At 68.6% G+C, this 17238-nt stretch carries 17 protein-coding genes; 6 read left to right on the top strand and 11 right to left on the bottom strand.

The annotated features are described in order from the left end of the window. Positions 1-42: 42 nt before the first annotated feature. Entirely contained in the window at positions 43-972 is a 930-nt protein-coding gene (locus RAC69_RS10985; protein WP_375086839.1) for a sugar kinase, read from the bottom strand. Next, positions 969-2177, bottom strand: coding sequence for an MFS transporter (locus RAC69_RS10980; protein WP_375086838.1), 1209 nt, complete (start codon positions 2175-2177; stop codon positions 969-971). Before RAC69_RS10980 ends, RAC69_RS10985 begins: the two co-directional genes overlap by 4 nt. Before the next feature lie 390 nt (positions 2178-2567). On the opposite strand from RAC69_RS10980, the gene nrdH reads away from it, so the two are divergent. The 4 genes from nrdH to nrdF are packed head-to-tail and all read left to right on the top strand — an operon-like array spanning position 2568 to position 6424. Further along, a complete protein-coding gene (gene nrdH / locus RAC69_RS10975) occupies positions 2568-2801 on the top strand; it encodes a glutaredoxin-like protein NrdH (protein ID WP_067118559.1) in 234 nt (77 codons plus the stop codon). A 6-nt stretch (positions 2802-2807) separates the two neighbouring features. Then, entirely contained in the window at positions 2808-3269 is a 462-nt protein-coding gene (nrdI, locus tag RAC69_RS10970) for a class Ib ribonucleoside-diphosphate reductase assembly flavoprotein NrdI (RefSeq protein ID WP_251587260.1), read from the top strand. Further along, a complete protein-coding gene (gene nrdE, locus RAC69_RS10965) occupies positions 3266-5410 on the top strand; it encodes a class 1b ribonucleoside-diphosphate reductase subunit alpha (RefSeq protein WP_375086837.1) in 2145 nt (714 codons plus the stop codon). Before nrdI ends, nrdE begins: the two co-directional genes overlap by 4 nt. A 33-nt stretch (positions 5411-5443) precedes the next feature. Next, positions 5444-6424, top strand: a complete 981-nt coding sequence (gene nrdF, locus RAC69_RS10960) for a class 1b ribonucleoside-diphosphate reductase subunit beta (RefSeq protein WP_251587263.1) — start codon at positions 5444-5446, stop codon at positions 6422-6424. 62 nt (positions 6425-6486) lie between these two features. On the opposite strand, the gene RAC69_RS10955 is transcribed toward nrdF, so the two are convergent. Both RAC69_RS10955 and RAC69_RS10950 read right to left on the bottom strand, forming a co-directional pair. Beyond that, entirely contained in the window at positions 6487-7653 is a 1167-nt protein-coding gene (locus tag RAC69_RS10955; protein ID WP_375086836.1) for a serine/threonine-protein kinase, read from the bottom strand. 5 nt (positions 7654-7658) lie between these two features. After that, on the bottom strand, positions 7659-7922 hold the full coding sequence (locus tag RAC69_RS10950) for a DUF6458 family protein (protein WP_341933833.1): 264 nt from the start codon (positions 7920-7922) through the stop codon (positions 7659-7661). 140 nt (positions 7923-8062) lie between these two features. Between RAC69_RS10950 and RAC69_RS10945 the strand changes: the two genes are divergently transcribed. Then, the gene (locus tag RAC69_RS10945) at positions 8063-8725 is read left to right on the top strand and encodes a helix-turn-helix domain-containing protein (RefSeq protein ID WP_375086835.1); all 663 of its coding nucleotides are present in this window, start codon (positions 8063-8065) and stop codon (positions 8723-8725) included. 42 nt (positions 8726-8767) lie between these two features. On the opposite strand, the gene RAC69_RS10940 is transcribed toward RAC69_RS10945, so the two are convergent. From RAC69_RS10940 to RAC69_RS10910, 7 genes are all read right to left on the bottom strand, one after another. Further along, positions 8768-9490, bottom strand: coding sequence for a FadR/GntR family transcriptional regulator (locus RAC69_RS10940; RefSeq protein ID WP_375086834.1), 723 nt, complete (start codon positions 9488-9490; stop codon positions 8768-8770). 14 nt (positions 9491-9504) lie between these two features. Further along, positions 9505-10947 (bottom strand): aldehyde dehydrogenase family protein, encoded by a 1443-nt coding sequence (locus RAC69_RS10935; RefSeq protein ID WP_375086833.1) that lies wholly within the window; start codon positions 10945-10947, stop codon positions 9505-9507. 1 nt (position 10948) lies between these two features. Continuing rightward, positions 10949-12334: a glutamine synthetase family protein gene (locus tag RAC69_RS10930; RefSeq protein ID WP_375086832.1), complete on the bottom strand. Its 1386-nt coding sequence runs from the start codon at positions 12332-12334 to the stop codon at positions 10949-10951. Beyond that, complete coding sequence (locus tag RAC69_RS10925; protein WP_341933838.1) at positions 12319-13083, bottom strand: glucose 1-dehydrogenase; 765 nt, start codon at positions 13081-13083, stop codon at positions 12319-12321. Before RAC69_RS10925 ends, RAC69_RS10930 begins: the two co-directional genes overlap by 16 nt. Before the next feature lie 78 nt (positions 13084-13161). Continuing rightward, positions 13162-13932: a gamma-glutamyl-gamma-aminobutyrate hydrolase family protein gene (locus tag RAC69_RS10920; protein WP_375086831.1), complete on the bottom strand. Its 771-nt coding sequence runs from the start codon at positions 13930-13932 to the stop codon at positions 13162-13164. A gap of 28 nt (positions 13933-13960) precedes the next feature. Further along, complete coding sequence (locus RAC69_RS10915) at positions 13961-15445, bottom strand: APC family permease (protein WP_375086830.1); 1485 nt, start codon at positions 15443-15445, stop codon at positions 13961-13963. A 113-nt stretch (positions 15446-15558) separates the two neighbouring features. After that, the gene (locus RAC69_RS10910) at positions 15559-16806 is read right to left on the bottom strand and encodes an NAD(P)/FAD-dependent oxidoreductase (RefSeq protein ID WP_375086829.1); all 1248 of its coding nucleotides are present in this window, start codon (positions 16804-16806) and stop codon (positions 15559-15561) included. 55 nt (positions 16807-16861) lie between these two features. Between RAC69_RS10910 and RAC69_RS10905 the strand changes: the two genes are divergently transcribed. Next, complete coding sequence (locus RAC69_RS10905) at positions 16862-17236, top strand: DUF3253 domain-containing protein (protein WP_375086828.1); 375 nt, start codon at positions 16862-16864, stop codon at positions 17234-17236. Positions 17237-17238: the final 2 nt, after the last annotated feature.

Here is a 17238-nt window from a genome sequence, read left to right as displayed (position 1 = left end):
ACCGCCGTCCGACAGCCGGTCCGGTGCGCCTGCGCCGGGCGCTCAGTCGAGGGGTGGCAGGTCTCCGTGCGTCGTGAGCACGCGGGCCGCTGCCGCGTGCCCCGCCGACAGGCGCTCCGCCAGGTCGGCGCCCTCGAGCGTCGCCGCCAGTAACCCCGAGGCGAACGCGTCGCCCGCTCCGACGGGCTCGACGACCTCGACGCGCGGAGCGCGCACGAACACCGGCTCGTCGTCGCCGGAGAACGCGGTGGCGCCCACGTCGCCGTCCTTCACGACGAGCAGTCCGCACTGCGGGAGGTAGGCGCGGATGTCGGATGCCGTCGCGGTGCCCCAGATGCGCTCCGCCTCGTCGCGGCCGACGAACGCGATGTCCGCGGCATCGGCGAGACGGGCGAGCGTCTGCGCTGCGTCCTCCTTGCTCCACAGGGCGCGGCGGTCGTTGACGTCGAACGAGACCACGGCTCCGGCCGCGCGGGCGTCGACGTACAGCTGGTCGACCATGTCGCGGCACGTGGCGGAGAGCGCGGGCGTGATGCCCGTCGTGTGCACGATGCGCACCCCGGCGAGGGCGTCGGCGTCGAGGAAGCCCCGGCCCATGAGAGAGGCTGCTGACCCGCGGCGGTAGTAGTAGACCGACGACGATTCGACGCCGGGGTCCTTGAACATCACGCCGGTCGGGGTGGTCTCGTCGGTCGTCACCCACAGGTCGACGCCCCGGCCGGAGAGCTCGGCGGCGATGCGCTCGCCGAACGGGTCCGCGCCGAGACGAGACGCCCAGGCGGCCCGGTGGCCGGCCGCGACCAGGCCCACGGCGACGTTGCCCTCGGCGCCGGCGATGCCGAACGCCGCGGTCTCGGTCGCGACGAGGGGAGCGCCGATGGCGGTGACGAGCCCCATGGACTCGCCCACGCAGACGACCTCGACGGGGGTCTCCGCATCGTTCGGGTGCGAGGAGGGGATTGCTGTGCTCATGAGGGTGTGACCGCCAGGGGTTCGGTGTCGGGATGGGGGCTCGCGTCGCGGTGACGCAGGTCGGGGAAGGAGCGGACGAAGACGACGGCGACGATGAGGCCGACTGCGGCGAAGATCGTCGCGGCGAGGTAGGCGCCGCGAGGGTCGGTCGCGTCGACGAGGAAGCCGGCCACGGCGGATCCGGCGGCGGCCCCGATCAGCTGGCCGGTGCCTGTCCAGCCGAACGCCTCCGCTGTCTCGCTGAACTTGACGCTCGCCGACGTGATCGCGAAGAGCACGGCGAGTGCGGGGGCGATCCCGATTCCCGCGACGATGAGGGTGCCGCCCAGCCAGAAGACGTTGAGCGAGATCATCGTCAGGGCGAGGCCGACGGTGACGATCAGCAGCCGACGGGCCATGGCCCAGGGGCCGATCGGGATGTGCCCGAACGCGAGTCCTCCGGCGAGGCTGCCGACCGAGAACACCGCAAGGACGAGTCCGGCCGCGAGGCTCCCGTGCTCGAACGTGGCGACGACCCCGACCTCGACGGCGGCGCAGGCCCCGATGAGGAGGAAGCCGACGACCGTGGCGAGGAGCACGGGGGGCTTGAGCACGACCTTGCCGAGGGCGTTGCGGCTGCGGGGGATGCGCACCCGGCCGACCTCGGGGGAGAGGATGAACCACGCCGCGCCGCCGATGAGGATGACGGCGACGAGCAGCAGTCCCTCCATGGTGCCCACCTGGGTCGAGACCAGCGTGATGACGACGGGCGCCAGGATCCAGATGATCTCCTGCAGCGAGGCGTCGAGGGAGAACAGCGGCGTGAGCTGCGACGAGTTCACGAGCTTGGGGTAGATCGTGCGGACGGCGGCCTGGATGGGCGGGGTCGCGAGGCCGGCCACCATGCCGAACGCCATGTAGCCGGGGACGTTGAGCGGCAGCAGCGCGAGTGCGAGCACGGCCAGCACGCACACGGCGCTCGTGAGGGTGAGCACGCGGCGCATGCCCCAGACGCCCATCCATCGGCTCGTGATGGGTCCGGCGACGGCCTGCCCGACGCTCGTCGCGGCGAGCACGAGGCCCGCGGATCCGTACGAACCGGTCTGCTGCTCGACGTGCAGGAGGATCGCCAGGGAGGTCATGCCGCTGGGGAAGCGCGCGGTCAGCTGCGCCGCGATCATGCGCGCCACTCCGGGCGCGCGAAGAAGGTCCTGATATCCCGCCACCCGACAACGCTACCGGCACCGGGGCGACCCTCGTGAGGTCCGCCGTTCGGCGACACGCCGCGACACGCCGAACAGCACTTTCCACAGAAAATCGGATGTCGGTGGTCGGTCGTATCGTGCCCCCTGTGGATGGATGACTCCCAGGGTCCTCCCAGCCGCGATTTCCCGCGGTTCGCGATCTCCGCCGACGGCCCTCCGCCTGTGGAAGAAACGGTGGAGAACCTGTGTTGTATCAGTGGAGAGCGGTGGAAAACTACACGGATGTAACTACTACCCCTTGTGGTCGCTCTGAATGTCCGTCCCTATATGTAGTATTGAGTTCCCGGTGAGGGTCTACCGGACAAACGCCTGATCACCACAGGCCAGAGATTTGAGGGGAAGCCGAGAAAGATGTCGATCACGGTCTACACCAAGCCGTCCTGCGTCCAGTGCAACGCGACTTACCGCGCGCTCGATGCGAAGGGTATCGAGTACGAGATCCACGACCTGTCGGAAGACCCGGCAGCCCTCGAGCAGGTCAAGTCGCTCGGCTACATGCAGGCTCCCGTCGTCGTCACCGACGAGGACCACTGGTCGGGCTTCCGTCCCGACAAGATCGACGAGCTCGCCTCGCGCCTGGCCTGACGCACCATGAGCGCCGTCGCGACCGCTGCGCCGCTCCTGGTCTACTTCTCCAGCGTGTCGGGCAACACCGCACGCTTCATCGAGAAGCTGGGTCTCCCCGCCCGGCGCATCCCTCTCCACCGGCAGGAGGAGGGCCTCGTCATCGACGAGCCCTTCGTGCTGGTCACCCCCACCTACGGCGGGGGTGAGGGGAGGGGAGTCGAGCGGGGAGCCGTTCCCAAGCAGGTGATCCGGTTCCTCAACGACGAACGCAACCGACGTCACATCCGCGGAGTCATCTCCGCAGGAAACACCAACTTCGGCGACGCCTTCTGCCTCGCCGGCGACATCATCAGCCGCAAGTGCCACGTGCCTCACTTGTACCGGCTAGAGATCTTCGGCACACAGGACGACGTTGATCGCGTGAGCGACGGATTGGAACGACGGTGGGTATCGCAGTGGAAGAGCATGCAGGACACGGCGCAGTGACGGAGACCGCGGCGTTCAAGGTGAACCCCGCGTACGAGGGGCTGGACTACCACGCCCTCAACGCGATGCTGAATCTCTACGACGCGAACGGGAAGATCCAGTTCGACGCCGACAAGCGGGCGGCGCGGGAGTACTTCCTCCAGCACGTCAACCAGAACACGGTGTTCTTCCACTCCCTCAAGGAGCGGCTCGACTACCTCGTCGAGAAGGAGTACTACGAGGGCTCCGTCATCGACAAGTACTCGTTCGACTTCGTCCAGAAGCTCAACGACCTCGCCTACTCGAAGAAGTTCCGCTTCGAGACGTTCCTCGGGGCGTTCAAGTACTACACCAGCTACACGCTCAAGACGTTCGACGGCAAGCGCTACCTCGAGCGGTTCGAGGACCGGGTCGTGATGACGGCCCTCGGCCTGGCCGACGGCGACGAGAAGCTCGCCGTGAACCTCGTCGAGGAGATCATCTCCGGTCGCTTCCAGCCGGCCACCCCCACCTTCCTCAACGCGGGCAAGGCGCAGCGCGGTGAGCTGGTCAGCTGCTTCCTGCTGCGCATCGAAGACAACATGGAGTCGATCGCCCGCGGCATCAACTCCGCCCTGCAGCTGTCGAAGCGCGGCGGCGGCGTGGCGCTCCTGCTCTCGAACATCCGCGAGTCGGGCGCCCCGATCAAGCAGATCGAGAACCAGTCCTCCGGCATCATCCCCGTGATGAAGCTCCTCGAAGACAGCTTCAGCTACGCCAACCAGCTCGGGGCGCGTCAGGGCGCCGGTGCGGTGTACCTCAACGCCCACCACCCCGACATCATGCGCTTCCTCGACACCAAGCGCGAGAACGCCGACGAGAAGATCCGCATCAAGACGCTGTCGCTCGGCGTCGTGGTTCCCGACATCACGTTCGAGCTCGCGAAGAACGGCGAGGACATGTACCTCTTCTCGCCGTACGACGTCGAGAAGGTCTACGGCGTCCCGTTCGGCGACATCTCGGTCACCGAGAAGTACCGCGAGATGGTCGACGACCCGCGCATCAAGAAGACGAAGATCAACGCGCGCGAGTTCTTCCAGACCGTCGCCGAGATCCAGTTCGAGTCCGGCTACCCGTACGTCATGTTCGAGGACACGGTGAACAAGGCGAACCCGATCAAGGGTCGCATCAACATGTCGAACCTCTGCAGCGAGATCCTGCAGGTGAACACGCCGACGACGTACAACGACGACCTGTCGTACGACCAGATCGGCAAGGACATCTCCTGCAACCTCGGCTCGATGAACATCGCGCTGTCGATGGATGCCGACGACCTCGGCCAGACGGTCGAGACGGCGATCCGCGCGCTCACCGCGGTGAGCGACCAGAGCCACATCGGCTCGGTGCGCTCGATCGAAGACGGCAACGACCGCTCGCACGCGATCGGTCTCGGCCAGATGAACCTGCACGGCTACCTCGCCCGCGAGCACGTCTACTACGGTTCGGAGGAGGGTGTCGATTTCACGAACATCTACTTCTACACCGTGCTGTTCCACGCGCTGCGCGCCTCGAACAACCTCGCGATCGAGCGCAAGCAGACGTTCGACGGGTTCGAGGACTCGACGTACGCGTCGGGCGAGTTCTTCGACAAGTACATCGACCGGGCGTGGGTGCCGGCGACCGACAAGGTCAAGGAGCTCTTCGCGGGCAAGCACATCCCGACGCAGCAGGACTGGGTCGAGCTGAAGGAGAGCATCCAGAAGCACGGCATCTACAACCAGAACCTGCAGGCCGTGCCGCCGACCGGCTCGATCTCGTACATCAACAACTCGACGTCGTCGATCCACCCGATCGCGTCGAAGATCGAGATCCGCAAGGAAGGCAAGCTCGGTCGTGTGTACTACCCGGCTGCGTTCATGACGAACGACAACCTGGAGTACTACCAGGACGCATACGAGATCGGCTACGAGAAGGTCATCGACACGTACGCCGCGGCCACGCAGCACGTCGACCAGGGCCTGTCGCTGACGCTGTTCTTCAAGGACACCGCCACCACGCGCGACATCAACAAGGCGCAGATCTACGCATGGCGCAAGGGCATCAAGACGATCTACTACATCCGTCTCCGTCAGCTGGCGCTCGAGGGCACCGACATGACCGAGTGCGTCTCCTGCATGCTCTGACCCGTCGACAGCGACCAGGAACAAGGAACGAACATGACCCCCCACCCCCCGCTCAAGCTCGTCGACAGCGTGCAGGCGATCAACTGGAACCGGATCCAGGACGACAAGGACCTCGAGGTCTGGAACCGTCTGGTGAACAACTTCTGGCTGCCCGAGAAGGTGCCGCTGTCGAACGACGTCCAGTCGTGGAACACGCTCACCCCTGACGAGCAGCTGCTCACCATGCGCGTCTTCACCGGTCTGACCCTGCTCGACACGATCCAGGGCACCGTCGGCGCTGTGTCGCTCATCCCCGATGCGATCACACCGCACGAGGAGGCCGTCTACACGAACATCGCGTTCATGGAGTCGGTGCACGCGAAGAGCTACTCCTCGATCTTCTCGACGCTCGCGTCGACCAAGGAGATCGATGAAGCGTTCCGGTGGTCCACCGAGAACCCGAACCTTCAGAAGAAGGCTCAGATCATCATGGACTACTACCAGGGCGACGACCCGCTCAAGCGCAAGGTGGCCTCGACCCTGCTCGAGTCGTTCCTGTTCTACTCGGGCTTCTACCTGCCGATCTACTGGTCGTCGAAGGCGAAGCTCACGAACACGGCCGACCTGATCCGCCTCATCATCCGTGACGAGGCGGTGCACGGCTACTACATCGGCTACAAGTTCCAGCGGGGCCTGGAGACGGCCACGCAGCAGCGTCGTGACGAGCTCAAGGACTACACGTTCTCGCTGCTCTACGAGCTGTACGACAACGAGGTGCAGTACACGCAGGACCTCTACGACGGAGTCGGCCTGACCGAGGACGTCAAGAAGTTCCTGCACTACAACGCCAACAAGGCGCTCATGAACCTCGGCTACGAGGCCATGTTCCCCTCGACGGTGACGAACGTGAACCCGGCGATCCTGTCGGCGCTCTCGCCGAACGCCGACGAGAACCACGACTTCTTCTCGGGGTCGGGCTCGTCGTACGTGATCGGCAAGGCCGAGGCCACGGAAGACGAGGACTGGGACTTCTGACCCACGACCGCCCCCGGTAGCGGGGGCATCGCCGGCAGAGCGCTCAAGCCCTCGCCCGCTCCTCAGCCGAGAGGATGCAGGCGGGGGCTTGTCCACGTCACGGTCGCGGGAGAGCCGTCTCCCGTGTGCTCGGCGCCCGCGGCGGAGCTCAGCGCGGTGATGAGCAGTATGCTGCCGAACATGATCGCGGCCGCCAGGGCGAGCGCGACGACGATCGCGCGATGGAGGCGGTTCGCCCTCTCGGCATCGGGTGCCACGACCGGTTCGTCTGGTATCTCCGCGGAGCGCAGAAGCCGCGCGAGGTCGGGCGCGGTCGTCGCCGCAAGATGAGACGCGGGAAGGCGTGGTCGCCGGTCGCGGCGCAGGGGCCCCGGTCGCGTCGTCGCTGTTCCGAGGTCGGATGCCCGGTCGGCGACCTCAGACGCGGACAGTCTCTCGGAAGGATCGATCGTGGTCATCGCGCTGATCAACGACTTCCACCCGTAGCCGAGCGCGCCGGGAATGGCCGGGGGCGACGAGAGCCGCCCGACAATGGTGTTCTGCAGGGAGTCGGTGTCGAACGGGTGTCTCTGCGTGAGCGCTTCGAGGACGACGAGCCCGAGCGAGTACACGTCGGAGGCCGGCCCGGTCGTCTCTCCGCGGACCTGTTCCGGTGCCAGGTAGGCGGCGGTGCCCATGATCGCGCCGGGCGCCGTGAGTCGTGCCGCGTCGACGAGGTGCGCGATGCCGAAGTCCGCCAGTACCGCTTCGAAGGGCGCCCCCGCGTCTCCGGTCGGTCTCAGCAGGACGTTGGCCGGTTTGATGTCTCGGTGGACTATCCCCGCGGCGTGGACCGCGGCGAGCCCGGCTGCGATCTGGCTCAGCCATCCCGCCATCTCCGGGCCGTCGAGGGGGCCCTGGTCCATCCGTTCGCGGAGGGTCGGCCCTGCCACGAGTTCCATCACGAGGAATGCATGGTCGGTGGCACCGATGTGCGCGTCGTAGAGGGTCACCAGCGACGGGTGGTCGAGCGCGGCGAGCGCCAGTGCTTCGGCGCTTCGCCGCTGCGAGGCGACGTGGTCGGTCGGGTCGATCGAGAAGAGCTTCACGGCCACGTCTCGGCCGAGGATCTCGTCGCGAGCGCGATAGACCCTCGCCATTCCGCCCGATCCGATGCGTCGGATCAGGCGGTACCGTCCCGCGAGCAGCCCACCCGTCTCAGGGAGAGCTGCTCGCAGGAGGTCGGTCATGCCCGTCAGACGATCGGGTCGCCGTTGTCGCTCGTGCGACGGGTGGTCACGCGCTCGCCCGTGGCCGGGTCGACAGCGGTGCGAGCCGTCGAGACGGTCGAACGACGGCGCATCACCAGCACGAGACTGATGAGGAACACCACGACACCGGCCGCCATCAGGATGTAGCCGATGAGGTCGAGGTTGACGACTCCGCCCAGGTCCACATTCACTGCGAACGCCAGGATGGCGCCGATCACGAACAGAGCGATTCCGCTTCCGATGCCCATGCTGATCCTCCTTGAGAGTCATGGCTCTGTGTTAGGTTGACCTAACAGTGAGCTGTCGCGGGTGCGACGTTCGCTCAAACTGTATTGAGTAATCGGGCATCCCAGCATGGGCTGGCGCCCGCTCCCCGGGGTGGTGCATAATGACCGATCTGCAACGGCGATCGGATGCTTTCGCCGCCCTCGCCGATCCCAACCGGCTGCGCGTCGTCGACCTCCTGACCGTCGGCGACCTGTCCCCGAGCGAGATCTCCGCTCAGCTGGGGATGGCGTCCAACCTCGTCGCCTTCCACCTGGGAGTTCTGGAGGACCAGGGGATCGTGCGTCGCACCAGGTCCGAGGGTGATCGACGGCGGAGCTACCTGAAATTCCTTCCCGAGGTGTTCCAGTCGATGGAGCCGGCTCCCGTGCATGTGCGCGGCAAAGTCATCTTCGTCTGCACGGCGAACTCCGCACGCTCGCAGTTGGCCGAAGCACTGTGGTCGACGGTGAGCGACATCCCCGTGCTGTCCGCGGGCACGGATCCGGGCTCCGCGGTGAATCCCGGCGCACTGGCTGCTGCTCGCCGGCACGGCTTCGACCTCGTCCGTGATGCCCGGCCGAAGACGCTGGACGAGGTCGTCCAGAGCGATGACTACCTCATCAGCGTGTGCGATCGCGCCCACGAGAAGCTCTCCGGCCGCGACGACGCCCACTGGTCGATCCCGGACCCCGCGCTCACCGGGACCGAGGCGGCCTTCGACCGGGCCGTCGAGGATCTGCGCGACCGCGTGTCCCGGGTGGCTCCCCGGTTGATCGCCGCCTGACAGTACGCGTGGCGCTCGGCACCGCTCAGTTCTCGGCGCCGCTCAGTTCTCGACGACGCGCGTGAACTCCTCCTGCGTGGTATGCAGGTGCGCGCGCATGGCGGCGTCCGCCGCCGCGGAATCACCCCGCCGCACGGCATCAAGGATCCGCTGGTGCGCGTGCCAGCTCGACTCCTTCACGAAGTCGAAGCTCATGAGGTCGACGGGCTCGAACATCCGCACGCGCGCCTCCTCGACGGCGTCCCTCACGAAGGAGTTGCCTGAGGCCTCGGCGAGGGCGATATGGAAGTCGGTGTCCGCGATCCGCGAGCCCGCTTTGGTGTCGGCGGCCGCGAGGTCGCGCTGCGCCTGCTCCATCGCCTCGAGATCGGCCTCGCTGCGGCGGGCGGCGGCGAGCGCCGCTCCGCCGGATTCGACGATCGCGCGGAACTCGGTGAGCTCTCCGATCTCGCCCGAGCGCGTTCGCACCTCCTCGCGGATGAGACGGGGGTCGAGGGCGGCATCCTGCACGAACGCCCCGCCGGACGCGCCGCGCGAGATCACGATCTGGCCGCTGCCCTCCAGAATCCGCAGGGCCTGACGCAGCGTCTCGCGGGAGACGCCGAGCTGTTCCGCGAGGCGGCGCTCGGGCGGCAGCCGATCTCCTGGGCGGATGCGACCGAGCGCCATCTCGCGCCGGAGGAAGCCTGCGACGGCCTGATAGCCGGAGACGGGCTGGAGCACGACACGCGAGAAGTCGTGCGGCGCGTCGTCACGCTCACTCATCCGTCGTCCTCCGGTCAGAGGGGAAGGCCGGGGCGGTCGCTGCCCACGATCCGCTTCCCCACGAAGAAGTCAAACACATCGTCGTCGCCGTGACCGCCGAGGCCGCTCGCGCCGAAGAAGCTCTGCGCGGAGTCCGGCGACATGTCGAGCACGCTCGTGCCGTTGATCTTCACCTCGCCGGCGACGAGTCGGCTGCCGAGGGCCTCCGCCGCCTCGCGATCCGCGCTGAACACGTACCCGGCGAGGCCGACCTGTCCGGTGTTGGCGAGCGCCACCGCCTCCTCCTCGTCGGAGTACCCGCCGACGAGGATCATGGGTCCGAAGACCTCCTCGGCGAGACCCGGGCCGTCGAGCACGGCGACCGTCGGCTCGAAGAACCACCCCTCGTCGGGGACACGGTCGACGTGGAGCACCTCGGCCCCCTGCTGCGCGAGGAGATCCCGCTGGGCGACGAGCTCGTCTCGACGGGCGGCGAACGCGACAGGGCCCACATCGGTCGCGTCGTCGAGGCTGGATCCGATCGTCCGGCGGCTGAACTCGGCGATCAGCAGACGTGCGAGCTCCTCCCGCCGCGCACGGTCGACGAGCACGCGACGGGGTGCCTCGCACCACTGGCCTGAGAGCTTCAGTACGCCGTCGGCGAGCGCCGTCGCGGTCTTCGCGAGGTCGGCATCGGCGCGAACGACCGCCGGGTTGTTCGAGCCCAGCTCCAGTTGCAGGCGAGCGAAGCGCGGGGCGGCGGTCGCGGCGATCGCGCGCCCGGTCGGCGTGGATCCGGTCATCGAGATGGCTGCGATGCGCTCGTCCGCCACGAGGGCGCGGCCCACTGCCCCGCCGCCCTGGACCAGACCCACCACCCCCTGGGGGATGCCGACGGCACGCGCGCCCTCCAGCAGCAACTGAGCGCTCCAGGGGGAGAACGACGACGGCTTGAGCACCACGGTCGCCCCTGCCGCGAGCGCGAACGCCGTCTTCTTGACGGCCATCGCCGACGGCGCGTTCCACGGCAGGATGAGCGCGGTCGGACCCCATGGCACGCGATGCAGGCGCACCCCGCCCTGATCCGACGGGAGGTCGTACACGTCGCCGATCGCGACAGCCCGACGCGCAGCATCCCTCAGCGTTGCGCCGTTCGCGCCGCCGAACAACCGTGTGACCGAGATCGGCACCCCGCTGTTGAGGGCGTCGAGGCGTGCGACCTCCTCCGCGCGTCCGTCGAGCCAGTCGGCGAGCGCGATCAGTCTGTCCGCTCGCCGCTCGGGTGCGAGGCCCCGCCAGCGTCCGTCGTCATGCGCGCCGTGCGCGGCGGCCACGGCGCGGTCCACCTGGTCGAGGGAGCTCGACGCGGAGGCGGCGAGCGCTTCTCCCGTGTTCGGGTCGTGCAGCCAGGCGCCGTCGGTCTCGGAGCTCTCCTCGGCGACGCCGCCGATCCAGGTCCGCAGAGCGGGGTATGTCATCTCAGATCCGATCGAAGTAGCGCTGCAGGTCCCAGTCGGTGACCCGCGACATGAAGGTCGCCCACTCGTGTTCGAGCAGGATCTGCTGGTGAGCGATGATCGATGGGTCGAGCAGCTCCCGCACGAGCGCGCTCTCGCCGAACAGGCGGCTCGCCTGGTGCGGATCGCCCGGCATGGCGCCGTCGCCGGGCAGGTCGTAGGCGCTGCCGGTCACGGGGGCCGCGAGGACGGCATCCTGATCCATGCCGTCGCGCGCCGACGCCAGCAGCCCGGTCAGGGTGAGGTACGGGTTGGTATCGGCGCCGGGCAGCCGGAACTCGAACCGGAGTGCACGGGGGGAGTGCCCGACGACCCGGACGGTCGTCGTGCGGTTGTCGAAGCCCCACGTGCGCCCGCTGCCTGCCACGTCGGAGGAGTTGCTGCGCCGATAGGCGTTGACGGTCGGCGCGTACCAGGCCATCAGTGCAGGGGCGTGCTCCAGCGCGCCCGCGATGGCGGATCGCATCCGCGGGCTCAGGTGGTCGGGCGCGGCCTCGTCCCAGAACACGGCCGTACCCTGGGCGTCGACGAACGAGAGGTGCACGTGACACGACGATCCCGGCTGGTCGTTGAGCGGCCGGGCCATGAACGTGGCCGACATGCCCGCACGCGCCGCGGTGTCGCGGACGGCCAGCTTGTAGAGCGCGTGCCGGTCCGCCATCTCGAGCGGGTCGCCGTATTCGAACGTCATCTCCCACTGACCGAGACCCCATTCGCTCTGCGCCGTCTCGACGAGGATGCCGCTCGCGCGGAGGTCGGCGCGCAGCTTCTGGAAGAACGGCTCGTAGAGGTTGCCCTCGTGGATCATGAAGTCCGACGGGGTGAGCGTCGTCGGGTCGAGGTCGCGGAACCCGGAACGGCGGAGCTCCCTCGGATCGTTGCGGAACAGGTAGAACTCGAGCTCGGTGCCCGCGAGCGGGGTGAGTCCTCTCCCGCGGAGACGCGTCAGCTCCTGCTTCAGGAGCACGCGGGGTGAGATCGCCTGCGGCTCGTGCGAACGCACGTCGACCGGGTCGGCGAGGCAGATGGCCACGCCTTCCAGCCATGCGGCGGGACGGAGCGTGTCGAGGTCGGGGATCAGGGTGACGTCTGGCACGCCGTTGTGCATCCCGCATAGGGCGAACCGGTTGGCGTCGATGAGCTCGAGTCCCTGCTCGATGTCCCACGACCATGCGCACGTGCAGATGTCGACACCGTTCTCGACGACGCGGTCGAAGCCCTCGATCGGAATGCGGCGTCCGACGAGCCTGCCCTGCAGGTCGGGGGTCGCGACGATCACCGTGCGGATGCCGGCGGCCTCCAGCTCGTCCGGCGCCAGGCGCACATCATCGATCATCGTGTCAGCCACCCTCCGTCTACGGGCAGATGGATGCCGTCGATCCATGACGCCTCGTCGCTGAGCAGCCACGATACGGCTGATGCGATGTCGGACGGGAGTCCGACGCGGGGGACGAGCAGCCGCTGCTTCATGAATTCGAGGCCCTCCTCGCTGGTGACGGCCTCGTAGTCGAAGAAGTCGGTGGCGATGGGACCGGGGGCGACGCAGTTGACGCGGATGTTCTTCGCGGCGAGCTCGACGGCGAGGGCTTTGGTGAGCATCGGCACTCCGGCCTTGCTCGCGTTGTAGTGGGGTTGTGCGGTACCCGTGCTCGTGACGACGACGAGCGCCTCGACCGTCGAGAGGTTGACGATCGCCCCGCCGCCGGAGTCGGCGATGAGCGGCGCGACCTCCTGCGCGACGAGGAACTGGCCCTTGAGGTTGATGTCGAAGACGAAGTCCCACGCGTCTTCGGTGAGGGTCGCGAACGAGTGCTCCGTCACCACCCCTGCGTTGTTGATCAAGAGGTGGAGGGCGCCCCACTGCTCGCGTGCCAGGTCGACCGCCGCGCGGATCTGGTCGCGCGATCGCACGTCGACGGATGCCGCGACGGCGGTGCCGCCGGTCGCTTCGATCAGCCGCACCGTCTCGGCCGCTCCTTCGGCGGAGACGTCGGTGACGAGGACGCGTGCGCCCTCGCTCGCGAGGCGGAGGGCCGTCTCCCGTCCGATGCCGGATCCTGCTCCGGTGATGAACGCGTTCTTGTCTGCGTGTCGCATCTACTTCTCCCTGTGAGTGATGTCGCGAGGTGATGTCGTGACGTGGTGTCGTCGTGAGGTGGTGTCGTCCGGCGGTGTCTAGGCGACGATCCGGGTTGCGGGCGTCGGGAGCGACGCGCGGGCGGCGGCCTGATCGACCACCCAGCGGAAGAGGGGATCGGTGTGGAAGACCTCGGGGTGCCATTGCACGCCGACGATGGGCAGTCCCTCGAGCTCGATGGCCTCGACGATCCCGTCGGGGGCCCACCCCGTCTCGACCACTCCGCGCCCCGGCGCATCGACCGCCTGGTGATGGAAAGAGTTGACCCGTGTGGTCTCGCCGTAGACCGTCCGCACGATGCTGTCGGGCGCGGTGCGGACGTCGTGCACACGGTGGGCGCGGGGGTACGCGTACGACCCGTGGGACTCGCCCTCGCCGGGGGCCAGGTGTGGGTGGAGCGTGCCGCCGCACACGACGTTGAGGAGCTGGGCGCCTCGGCAGACCCCGAGGAGGGGGACCGCGCCGTCGATCGCCGCCTCGATCAGCGCGGCCTCGAAGTCATCGCGCTGAGGGTCGACGGCCACGGTGAACGGACCCGGGGTGCGGCCGTAGCGACGGGGGTCGACGTCGTCGCCTCCGACGATCACGAGCCCGTCCAATCGCTCGACGAGCTCGGTGGGGGCGGCATCCATCGGAAGGTGCACGGGCAGACCCCCGGCACGGATGACCGAGGTCGCGTACTCGCTGAGATAAGCCTCCAGCGGCGCATCGGCGAATCCGAACGGGGCGCCGATCGCGGCGCCCCGGAGGCGGCGGCCGGAGACGCCGATGAGGGGACGGGGTGGGGCGGGTGTGCTGATGGTGTCCATCCTTCGTGCGCGGAGGGGGGAGTGGAGATCAGGCGTTCTCATCGAAGCGCTGCATGATCCGGGCGTAGGCGTCTGGTCTCGTCGCGCGCATGACCGTGGCCTGCACGAGCCCGATGACCGGGGCGAGCACGACGACGGCGACCAGCGTGATGCTGACGGGGCCCCACGCGGGGTTGCCCTCGGCGTCGACGTCGCTCACCAGCAGGGGGAAGTTCATCGCGATGAGTGCGGCCGAGACCGTGAGCCCGATCAGGCCCAGCGCGGGAGCGATCACGGTGTGCCAGGGGCTGCGCAGTCGGCGGGTCCTGGCGAAGTACACGATGACGGCGAGGCAGGTGACGGCCATGAGGATGACGATCGCGAGAGTTCCGATACCGGCGAACCAGGCGAAGATGTTCTCGGGTGCGAACCCGAGGAGGGCGAGCACGGCGACCGCGATCCCGGTCGTCGACACCTGCACGATCGAGGCCACGTGCGGTGATCCGTGGCGGGCGTGGACGGCACCGACGGCGTGGGGCAGCGCCCTGGCGTTGGCCATCGCATGGTGATATCGGGTCAGCACGTTGTGCAGCGACAGCACGGCGGCGAACATGCTCCCGAGGAACAGGACGGCGACGGCGATGGCGCCGACCGGGCCGAGGTACTGCTCGGTGACCCTCGCGATCAGGGTCGTCGGGTCGGCGGCTGCCTCGTCGATGATGGCTCCCTCGCCGACGCCGACGACGACCGCCCAGGCGGCGAAGGCGTAGAACACCCCGATGACGATCGCCGAGGCGTAGGTCGCCCGCGGGATGGTGCGCTCCGGCATCCGCACCTCGTCGCGGTAGACGACGGTGGATTCGAAGCCGATGAAGCTCGCGATCGCGAACATGAGACCGAGGGCCGGGGCTCCCGAGAGCACGTTCTCGAGCAGGAAGGATCCGTAGGTCACGCCGTCCGCACCGCCGGTGACCAGGATGACGATCCCCAGCAGGACGACGATGCCGATCTCGGCGATCAGGACGACGACGAGCACGCGTGAGCTCAGTTCGATCCGGCGGTAGCCGAGGGCGCCCACGATCGCCACGGTGATCAGTGTGAGCAGCCACCAGGGGATCTCCGGCCCGCCGAGGAGGACGACGCTCGAGCTGATCGTGGCGCCGAGGTAGGAGAACACCGCGATCTGCACTGTCGTGTAGCAGACGAGGGCCAGATAGGCGGTGGCGAGCCCCGGGGTGCGCCCGAGTCCGTGAGTGGTGAAGACGAAGAAGGATCCTGCGCGGGGGAGGTACCGGCTCATCGCGGTGAGGCCGACGGAGAAGAGCAGCAGGATGACCGTGGCCACGAGGAACATCACCGGGAATCCGATCCCGTTCCCGACCAGGTAGCCGATGGGGACCAGGCCGCCGACCACCGTGAGCGGCGCGGCGGCCGCGATCACCATGAACGTGACGGAGACCGCTCCGAGGTTTCCTCGAAGGGTGCGATCCGGTGTCTGCGCTGAGCCGTGCGACGTCGTTGTCGAAGCATCCATGCGTATCATCCTCTGAGCAATGGGCTAATGGTCTATGTTTTAGTCCTTTCGAGCGCAGGAAGCAACCCCTGTTCGGAATCCGAGGCGAGAGTGCCGGGCTGGCTGGGGGAGCTCTACGACGCCGTGTCAGCGAGGACGGCGCCTGCAACGCGCTCGCCAGAGGCGAGGGCGCCCTGGATCGAGGCCGTGTCGCGGTGGTCGCCGGCGAGGTAGACCCGCTCCGCGTGCCGCGGCGCGCGAGCAGGGCGCAACGGCGCGGGCTGGGCAGGGAGGGCGTCGGCGATGTCGTCGCGCCGCAGCAGGGCCCAGTCGCTCACGTCGGCCCCCCAGATCTCTCCGAGGTGACGGCGCACCTCGCCCTCGACCGGGGCGTCGCCGTCGCGGGGCAGCAGGCACGTGGCTGCGACGAGGTGCTGCCCGACCGGTGCGTACGACGGCACCGTGTGCGACATCACGACGGTGTTCACGACGGGACCTCGCCGACGACCGTCGACCGTGAGCAGCGCGGAGCGGGTCGGCGGCTCGTCCACCGCGAACCACCACGTCTGCAGGCCGTTCGTCGCCGGGCGGCGCAGATCGGTGAGGTCGGTCAGGGCATCCGCCCCGACAGCGATGACGATGCGGGCTGCGCGCACGGCGTCGTGGCCCGCGACGCCGACCTCGACACCCTCGTCGGACGTCGAGATCCGCTCCGCGCGGGAGAGGAGGCGGATCTCGGCGCCGGCGGATCCCGCTCGTGCGGCGAGCTGGGCGGGCACCGCGGCGATGCCCTGCGCGGGGAGTCCGGGTCGGCCGAGAGCGAAGTACCGCACGAGCAGCTGGGCGAACGCGTTCGACGTCGCACCGCGATCCTCCGCCAGCACGCCAGCGAGGAACGATTCGAGCACGGCGGTGCGCAGAGGGCCACGCAGTCCCGCGGCATCCCAGCCGTCGCTGAGGGAGACGTCGCCGTCCGCGAGGCGCGAGAGAGGGAGCACGAGCGCGGGTGCCGCCCAGCGCGCCAGCGCGACAGCATCCGACCCGCTCACCAGGCCGCTGCGCAGCGTGGCCGGGATCGAGAGCGGATGCCGCACCGGATGCCGCAGCTCGGCGACCCCGTCGTCGGTGCGCACGCGCACGCCGACGGGGAAGCTGCCCATCGCCAGTGCGTCCAGGTCGATGCTTCGTCGAAGCGCCGGGTATGCCGGGTTGAGCACCTGGAATCCGCGATCCAGTCGGAAGCCGTCGACGAGGTCGGTGCGCTGCCGTCCGCCGACGGTGTCGCCCGCCTCGATCACGACCACGTCGAGCCCTCGTTCTGCGAGCAGCCCCGCGCAGCGCAGTCCCGCGAGTCCCGCCCCGATCACGACCACGTCATGCATGGCACCAGCGTACGACGGGATGCCGGCGTCCGACCGCGCGCGTACGCTGAGCAGGGTGCGCGAACAGGATCAGACGAAGATCTGCGCGTCCTGCGGTCGCGAGATGCGGTGGCGTGCGGCGTGGGCCGACGTCTGGAACGAGGTCAGGTACTGCTCTGCCGCGTGCCGGTCGCGGAAGGTCACGCCGCAGGACCGCGCACTCGAGGGGGCGATCCTCGACCTGCTCGCACAGAGCGCTCCGAAGGCGGCGGTCGACCCGTCGGATGCTGGGCGCGCGGTCGGCGGAGACGCGGGTCGCGCACTGCGAGAGCCCGCGCGCCGCGCCGCCCGCCGACTCGCCGCCGCCGGGCTCGTCCACGTCGTCCAGAACGGGCGCGTCGTCGACGCGGCGACCGTCCGGGGGCCGTTCCTCGTGCGACGGCACCCCTGACG

The sequence above is a fragment of the Microbacterium sp. LS_15 genome (assembly GCF_041954735.1).
Taxonomy (GTDB): Bacteria; Actinomycetota; Actinomycetes; order Actinomycetales; family Microbacteriaceae; genus Microbacterium.
The sequence above is the reverse complement of the archived record's forward strand: the minus strand, read 5'-3'. Positions and strand labels throughout refer to the sequence as shown.

Excerpts from the sequence above, each read along its gene's own strand:
- RAC69_RS10985 (WP_375086839.1), bottom strand. The coding sequence starts at position 972 with ATGAGCACAGCAATCCCCTCCTCGCACCCGAACGATGCGGAGACCCCC.
- nrdH (WP_067118559.1), top strand. The coding sequence starts at position 2,568 with ATGTCGATCACGGTCTACACCAAGCCGTCCTGCGTCCAGTGCAACGCG.
- nrdI (WP_251587260.1), top strand. The coding sequence starts at position 2,808 with ATGAGCGCCGTCGCGACCGCTGCGCCGCTCCTGGTCTACTTCTCCAGC.
- nrdF (WP_251587263.1), top strand. The coding sequence starts at position 5,444 with ATGACCCCCCACCCCCCGCTCAAGCTCGTCGACAGCGTGCAGGCGATC.
- RAC69_RS10955 (WP_375086836.1), bottom strand. The coding sequence starts at position 7,653 with ATGACCGACCTCCTGCGAGCAGCTCTCCCTGAGACGGGTGGGCTGCTC.
- RAC69_RS10950 (WP_341933833.1), bottom strand. The coding sequence starts at position 7,922 with ATGGGCATCGGAAGCGGAATCGCTCTGTTCGTGATCGGCGCCATCCTG.
- RAC69_RS10945 (WP_375086835.1), top strand. The coding sequence starts at position 8,063 with ATGACCGATCTGCAACGGCGATCGGATGCTTTCGCCGCCCTCGCCGAT.
- RAC69_RS10940 (WP_375086834.1), bottom strand. The coding sequence starts at position 9,490 with ATGAGTGAGCGTGACGACGCGCCGCACGACTTCTCGCGTGTCGTGCTC.
- RAC69_RS10935 (WP_375086833.1), bottom strand. The coding sequence starts at position 10,947 with ATGACATACCCCGCTCTGCGGACCTGGATCGGCGGCGTCGCCGAGGAG.
- RAC69_RS10925 (WP_341933838.1), bottom strand. The coding sequence starts at position 13,083 with ATGCGACACGCAGACAAGAACGCGTTCATCACCGGAGCAGGATCCGGC.
- RAC69_RS10920 (WP_375086831.1), bottom strand. The coding sequence starts at position 13,932 with ATGGACACCATCAGCACACCCGCCCCACCCCGTCCCCTCATCGGCGTC.
- RAC69_RS10915 (WP_375086830.1), bottom strand. The coding sequence starts at position 15,445 with ATGGATGCTTCGACAACGACGTCGCACGGCTCAGCGCAGACACCGGAT.
- RAC69_RS10910 (WP_375086829.1), bottom strand. The coding sequence starts at position 16,806 with ATGCATGACGTGGTCGTGATCGGGGCGGGACTCGCGGGACTGCGCTGC.